Source organism: uncultured Chitinophaga sp. (genome assembly GCF_937874145.1).
Classification (GTDB): Bacteria; Bacteroidota; Bacteroidia; order Chitinophagales; family Chitinophagaceae; genus Chitinophaga.
Window position 1 is genome coordinate 1 of the sequence record NZ_CALNBI010000239.1, and the last position, 6598, is coordinate 6598.

Genomic DNA, 6598 nt, shown 5'->3' on the forward strand with positions numbered 1-6598 from the left:
TCGAACCCCCGGACCTGTTACAGTCAACAGTTTTCAAGACTGCCGCAATCGACCGCTCTGCCATTCCTCCGCCGCAAAAGTATAACTCCGGATGAATTAAACAAAAACTTTTTTTTCCCGATGATGAATTTGGCCTTTCCTGCAATAAAAAATGCCGGCGCAATGCACCGGCATTCCTGAAGTTTATTTGGAAAGCATCAGTCTTTCCGCACACTATTTTCTTCCGTCAGCTGCCAGGCGTTATCGTAGAAGCCGGCCAGTTTCACACCTTCCGCGCCGGTGTTCATCATGGCCGCATCGTAGACCATGTAATCCGGGAACCCGCTCGCGCCCGCGAAATACTGGTTGGCATACGCCGCTTTCATCCCGGTGATACCGGTACCGGCAACTACGCCTACCGAGGCCACCTGTGATCCCGGCAACGGCCAAACGAAGGAAGCGCTCAGCGACGGGCCCGTCCAGGTTTTACCGCCGGCGGTCACCTTATCCCTGGAAATCTGCACCGGCGCATTTGCCAGCAGCAGGTCCCAGGCTTTGTTGGTGGATTTGTTCCCGTAGATGATCACACCCCTGTCGCGGTACAGCGCTGTTTTGTAATCTTTATCCGCGATGATATCCACGGCACCGTTGCCACGGTAATACCAGGTTTCGGCATCGTACCGGGCTTTGTTGAAGCTCCAGGCATTCTCTTCCGCAGTGCCCGCGGTGCCATACACAAACACCATGCGATGGTTGAATGCATCCTTCAGGGTACCATACCGGTGGGGCCCTTTTTCCGACAAGGAAGGCTGGCCGGAAAGCTGCCATCCGCCCGCATTCCGCAACAGGAATACCGGCTGCGGGGCCGCACGCACCTTCACTTCCGATCCGTCCAGCTGCACCGTCAGCTCCGTACCCGCCGGGAAATCGCCGAGGTCCAGCTTCAGCAGGCGGACGTTCTCCGTTTGCCCCTGGATCACCGCCGCCTGCCGGTTGCGCTTCAGCCGGATGCGGCTGTATTGCAGAGGCTGCTGCTGCTGGTACACGGAAGCCCAGCGGTATGCATCGGAGATGCCGGGGTTGGCCGTAATGAAGTCGATCACATTCACCGCGGAGTCCGCCGGGCGTTTGCGCCAGCGGAAAAAATCGAAGATCGGCTGCCAGTCTACGCTGATATCTCCGAACCAGTGCTCCCCGCCGGGATATTCGTTATACGCGAAATCGGGATGAAACCCGCCGAGCAGGGCGCGCATTTGCCGTGCATAGTCGACAGACACCACACGGTCGGCATCTCCATGAAAGATATATACGCCCAGCGGCTTGTAATTCTGCGCCAGTTTGATCACATCGCTCTGGTTGCCGGCACGCAGCAACATTTTCTCCATCGGGTTATTGCTGCTGTCGGGCACGAGGCCGTCTGCCGAGCCATACCCTTTCAGTGTAGGATACCCCGCGCTCGGCGCAATAGCCGCCCAGCTGGCGGGATAAGTGGCGCCCAGGAACCAGGTGCCGTGGCCGCCCATGGAATGCCCCGTCAGGTATACCTGCTGCGGATCGGGCTGGAACGATTTACGCGCGATGGCCAATACTTCCAGCGCATCGATCCTTCCCCAGTCTTCCCAGTTGAAACCCCTCGGCCGGCGGTTCGTAGCCGCCACCAGCGTGCCCCAGTCCTTCGGCTGGTAAGCCCTCGCCTGCCCGATCGCTTCCACGCCGGCGCCATGCACCGACAAGAACAGCGCCTGCCCTTTCCGGGGGCCACCTGCCTGAGGGGTCACGGCATAATATTGCAGGCTGCCGTCGATCGCGCTGATAAAGGTTTGGCTGTATTGAGCGCCTTTGGCCACAGCTTCCACCATAATCTTCGTTTCATCGATCACTTTGTTTTTATCCAGCAGCGCCACTACGCATTCCACCTTCCCCGGCGCGTCTACAACCGGCGCAACAAAGGAAAACGGCACCTTGCGCGACGACATCTCCGCCACTGCCGGCACATCCGTCACCACTTCCTTACCACCAATCACCGCCCGCAACCGCAGCTGCTTCGCGGCGCCGGCCGTTCCGTTGATCACCACCAAAGCGCCCTGCAGCGTATCGGCCCCGCTGCCGGCAATGATATGCGGCAAGGTGGCATCCGCCGCCTGCAGGTGCACCGGCTTTTCCGGGAAGCTCAGGCTGGCCGTGATCATGCCACCGCGAACGTATAATTCATTCAGCCCTTTTTTCAGGCTCACCGGGATGTAGAGCCATCCCGCATTGTAAGGATCGCCGGTATGCGGTTCCCCGTTGAAATACAACCCGCTGTTGCCGCGGATATTGAGCAGCGCCGTACCCGCTTTGCCGGCATTGTACGTCAGGTAGAAGTACCCGCCCCGCCCGAAGCTGCCCCTGCCGCCGCCACGGCGGAAAAGGCGATGGGCACTGTCGGCCGTAACGGCTTGCCACGACTGCTTATCGTCGAAAGCATCCCCGTTCTTCGGGGCTTTAAGTGTGTTGGTGTAAAGGCGGTATGCGAGGGGATCGGTATAGATCGCTTCGCGGCCGTACCGCTGCGGGCTGCCCACAAACAGGGCCTCGCGGAATTGCCAGGTTTCCTGCGCCACGGCGGAAACGCAGGGCAGCAGGAACATGCCCTGCATGAAAAATCGAAGAATACGCATAATCGGGAGCTATTTCATTGTTCGAAAACAATATACGCATCGCCGGAGAAAAGAAAGATAACTTTTGATGAAAGGCGGATCCATCCATCTACCCCACAGAAGGCAATACCACCCTGATTTCGGTCCCTTCGTTCATCCGGCTTTCCACGATGATTTCGCCTTTATGCATCCGGATGATGGTATTGGTGAGGGGCAGGCCGATGCCGTAACCCTCGAACCGGCTGGTGTTGCTGGCGCGGAAGAACGGGCTGAATATATAAGGCAGGTCCTGCGCGGGAATCCCGATGCCGTTGTCTTTCACGATCACTATGTTTTTGGTATCGGTAGCCGCCAGCGCCAGGGACACCGGCTGGTTGCTGGAATATTTGATCGCGTTGGTCACGATATTGGTGATGGCCAGCTCCAGCAACTGGAAATTACCCATGATGCTCATTTTATCTTCTTCTTCGGGGAACAGGCTGTAGTCGATCGAAACGTGGTTGCCGGGACTGAGCCTGTCGGTCATCTGCTTGACGGCAAACAGCAGTTCGTCGGTCCGGATGAGCTCCCAATGCTGCTTCTTCCCGTCGAACCCGGTCTGGGCCAGCTGGAGGAGGCTGCGGGTGATATGGTTGAGGCGTTCCGCTTCGGTAAGCATGCGGGAGATGGATGCGCGGAGGCTTTCATTGTCCCGCTCGCCGCGAAGGGCCAGTTCCGCTTCCCCGATAATAGCCGTGAGCGGTGTCCCGAGCTCATGCGAAGCATTGCTCACGAAGTTGTTCTGCGTTTCGAAAGCCGTTTCCAGCCGGTCGAGCATGTTGTTGAAGGTCCCGGCCAGTTCCCCCACTTCATCCTGCCCGTCCTGCCCCGATTTGGTGCTTACGCGCAGGTGGAGGTTATTGGAGCTGATGTTTTTCACCTGCTGCATGATGTGGTGCACCGGTGCGAGGATATACTGGGAGAAGAACACGCCCGCCCCCACGATCAGCGCAGCCGCCACGGCGAAGCATATCACGAGGATCCTGCGCAGCTCGGCCATGTATTGCCCGCGGTATTCGTTCACGGCGGACACGACCACGATGCTCCGCCCCCCGCCATGCGAAATAAGGATACCGGCGAAAAAGCGCTCGTTGTGGCGGTAGGTATTGTGCCCCTGGCGCACGACTTCATCGTAAAAGGCATAGGGCAGGTTGGGCCTGGCGGGGCGGACGAACCTCCCCGCCGCATATTCCACCGGGATGATGTATTCCTCTTCGGAAGGCAGTTTTTCGAGGTGGCGGTCGCGGATGATGTTGTATGCCGTAGTGTCGGTCCCGTTGGGCGGATACGCCGCGTTGGCGGTGAGATAGGCGCGGATTTCAAGGCGTTTGTAAAAGTCGCCGAAAGAATACTGGTTGGCCAGGTAATACACGAAAAAGCTCATCAGCAGGATGATGGAGAAAGTCAGCACCGAAAAGAGGAGCATGATTTTGTTACTGATCTTCATCGGTGAGGTTTTCTTTTAACATATACCCATGCCCCACGATCGTGTGGATCATCTCCGGTTCGGATTCCTTATTGATTTTCTTGCGGAGGTAGTTTACATACACGTCCACCACCTTGGTGTTCATGTTGAAGTCGATGCCCCAGACGTGCTCGAGGATGTCTGCCCGGGAAAGTACTTTTCTGGGGTTGGACAGCAGGTATTCGAGCAGGCGGTATTCTGTAGCCGTTAATGTGAAGATACGGTTGTTGCGGCTGGCCTGGCGGGTATCGGTGTTGAGGCTGAGGTCGCCCAGGCGGAGGATATTGGCGCTGCGGGGCGCCGCCATGGCTTGTACGCCGTTGCCCTGCCTCCTCACGAGGGAACGGATGCGGGCTTCCAGTTCCTGGAATTTGTAGGGCTTGGTGAGATAATCGTCTGCCCCGGAATCCAGCCCCATCACCACGTTATCGATCGTGGAAAGGGCGGTGAGCATGAGAATGGGGGTTCCGTTCTTCTCCGCTCGGATCTGCCGGCACACTTCGATCCCGTTCATACCGGGCAGCATCACATCGAGGATGATGAGCGAGAAATCGTTGCTGCGCGACATTTCCAGGCCCAGGAGCCCGTCGGGCGCCACGCTCACTTCATATCCCGACTCCGTCAATCCCCTTGAAATCACCGACACTACCGCCGGTTCGTCTTCAACTAACAAAATTCTCATACTGCATGCATCTTGATCCTTTCAAAAATAAGGGCTGAAGGCCGTAAAACCTCCGGCGGGTAAAGAATCTTACCGGATTCTTACCTCCCTGCCGCCAGATTCTTACCGGATTGCCATCACATCCTTATCCCGAATTTACTCCTTCTTAACCACCCCGCCATAGTTTTGCTTTTAAAACAATCCGTATGCAAAACGTCATGATTCCTACCGATCTCAGCATCCGTTCGCTGAGCTATCTTCATCACCTGGCATCCCAAACCGAAGGCCCCGTGCGCATCACCCTCATGCATGCGCTCCGCCTCCCCGACTCCCTGCTGGATTGCTGGCCTTTCAGCCGCAGCCACCGATATGTGTCCGTTCCGGACGATTTCCGGGAAGGATGTGAAGTGATGAAGAACCGCTACGCCCAGGCTTTCAGCGAGATCAACGTGGAATTCTTTTACGGCACCACCGCCCCGGCGCTCCGCAATTTCATCCGCGCCCACCAAATCGACCGTATCGCCGTTCCCGATCAATTACATTATCACCACGCCGGCGAAAACAGTTACAACCCCGAAAGCCTGTTCCGCCATATGAAGCTGCCCGTGTCAACGCTCAGGCTCACGGCTCCCAGGCAGGTGGTTACCGCTCCGGCTTCCATCTCCGCCCTCCTCGGCGTGCAGGTATGACTCACCTAAAAAAACTCAGCGTATGTTACTGAAGAAAGGAATTCCGTTAGGGTACATCTTCGGAAAGATCAAATACGAAATACTTGCCGTTACGGTGTACACGCTTATCATCAATATGCTGTACTACCAATACGGGATCAAGGAAATATCCATCCCGCTGTCGGTCCCGATGGTACTGGGCACCGTGCTGTCGCTGCTCCTCGCCTTCCGCTCCAACCAGGCATACGACCGCTGGTGGGAAGCCCGGACGATCTGGGGCGCCATCGTCAACGATTCACGCTCGCTCGCAAGGCAGATGATGTCGATCGTTGATGGCGACGACTCCGAAGAATTCCGCCACTTCCGCCAGCATTTCATCAAAAGGCAGATCGCCTGGAACTATGCGCTGGGCCAAAGCCTCCGCAAAAAGGACCCGCTGCGCGGCCTGGAGCGGCTCCTCTCCCGCCGGGAACTGAACCACCTGGCCAAATACGACAACGTACCCGCCGGTATCCTCCAGCTGCACAGCCGCGATATTAAATACGCCCTGCAGCAGGATTGGATCAATCCATACCAGCAAATCGAGCTGGACCGCACCCTCACGCGCCTCTGCGACGCCATGGGCAAGTGCGAACGGATCAAAAACACCGTGTTCCCGGCCACCTATTCTCTCTATACCCATTTTGCCGTTATATTTTTCATTCTCCTCCTGCCATTCGCCCTCATCGACTCGCTCGGCATCGTGGAAGTGCCGCTGGTAGCCGCTATTTCGGCGTCCTTCCTGCTGATCGAGAAAATGGCCATCAACCTGCAGGACCCTTTCGAAAACAAACCGACAGACACGCCGATGACCGCCATCGCCCGCAAAGTGGAACGCGACCTTTTGCAGATATCCGAAGAGGACATCATGCCGGTAGACACCGAATTGGCGCCGCAGGAAGAAACGGCCGATTATTACATCCTCTAAGCATGCAGTCATATAGTAGCAAGGTCCGGCAGGCGTTTGCCTGCCGGTTTTCCTTAAAGGCCGGCGTCAGGACCGGCCCGTCCAAAATCAGAACAGGCATTATCGCCCTTGTAAATTCCCGGCAGGACATTACCGCAAGAAAGGCTTTGTAAAACGTAAGGAAAGTAGCCATCAAAAAAT

The 6598-nt window shown here is 56.9% G+C and carries 6 protein-coding genes; 3 read left to right on the forward strand and 3 right to left on the reverse strand.

All coding sequences use genetic code 11. The features are described 5' to 3' along the window. Positions 1 to 180 (forward strand): hypothetical protein (locus tag Q0510_RS11825; protein WP_298711642.1); only part of this gene is annotated, 180 nt, incomplete at its 5' end. A 17-nt stretch (positions 181 to 197) separates the two neighbouring features. Here the strand turns inward: Q0510_RS11825 and Q0510_RS11830 are convergent. From Q0510_RS11830 to Q0510_RS11840, 3 genes are all read right to left on the reverse strand, one after another. After that, positions 198 to 2639: a PHB depolymerase family esterase gene (locus tag Q0510_RS11830; RefSeq protein WP_298711645.1), complete on the reverse strand. Its 2442-nt coding sequence runs from the start codon at positions 2637 to 2639 to the stop codon at positions 198 to 200. Between the two features lie 88 nt (positions 2640 to 2727). Continuing rightward, a complete protein-coding gene (locus Q0510_RS11835) occupies positions 2728 to 4104 on the reverse strand; it encodes a HAMP domain-containing sensor histidine kinase (protein WP_298711648.1) in 1377 nt (458 codons plus the stop codon). After that, entirely contained in the window at positions 4091 to 4804 is a 714-nt protein-coding gene (locus tag Q0510_RS11840; RefSeq protein WP_298711652.1) for a response regulator transcription factor, read from the reverse strand. The genes Q0510_RS11835 and Q0510_RS11840 overlap by 14 nt, the downstream gene beginning before the upstream one ends. A gap of 185 nt (positions 4805 to 4989) precedes the next feature. Between Q0510_RS11840 and Q0510_RS11845 the strand changes: the two genes are divergently transcribed. Then, a complete protein-coding gene (locus tag Q0510_RS11845) occupies positions 4990 to 5472 on the forward strand; it encodes a hypothetical protein (RefSeq protein WP_298711655.1) in 483 nt (160 codons plus the stop codon). Between the two features lie 22 nt (positions 5473 to 5494). Then, positions 5495 to 6418 carry a bestrophin family protein gene (locus Q0510_RS11850; protein WP_298711660.1) on the forward strand — a complete coding sequence of 308 codons (924 nt, stop codon included), beginning with the start codon at positions 5495 to 5497 and terminating at the stop codon, positions 6416 to 6418. Positions 6419 to 6598: the final 180 nt, after the last annotated feature.

Excerpts from the sequence above, each read along its gene's own strand:
- Q0510_RS11830 (WP_298711645.1), bottom strand. The coding sequence starts at position 2,639 with ATGCGTATTCTTCGATTTTTCATGCAGGGCATGTTCCTGCTGCCCTGC.
- Q0510_RS11835 (WP_298711648.1), bottom strand. The coding sequence starts at position 4,104 with ATGAAGATCAGTAACAAAATCATGCTCCTCTTTTCGGTGCTGACTTTC.
- Q0510_RS11840 (WP_298711652.1), bottom strand. The coding sequence starts at position 4,804 with ATGAGAATTTTGTTAGTTGAAGACGAACCGGCGGTAGTGTCGGTGATT.
- Q0510_RS11845 (WP_298711655.1), top strand. The coding sequence starts at position 4,990 with ATGCAAAACGTCATGATTCCTACCGATCTCAGCATCCGTTCGCTGAGC.
- Q0510_RS11850 (WP_298711660.1), top strand. The coding sequence starts at position 5,495 with ATGTTACTGAAGAAAGGAATTCCGTTAGGGTACATCTTCGGAAAGATC.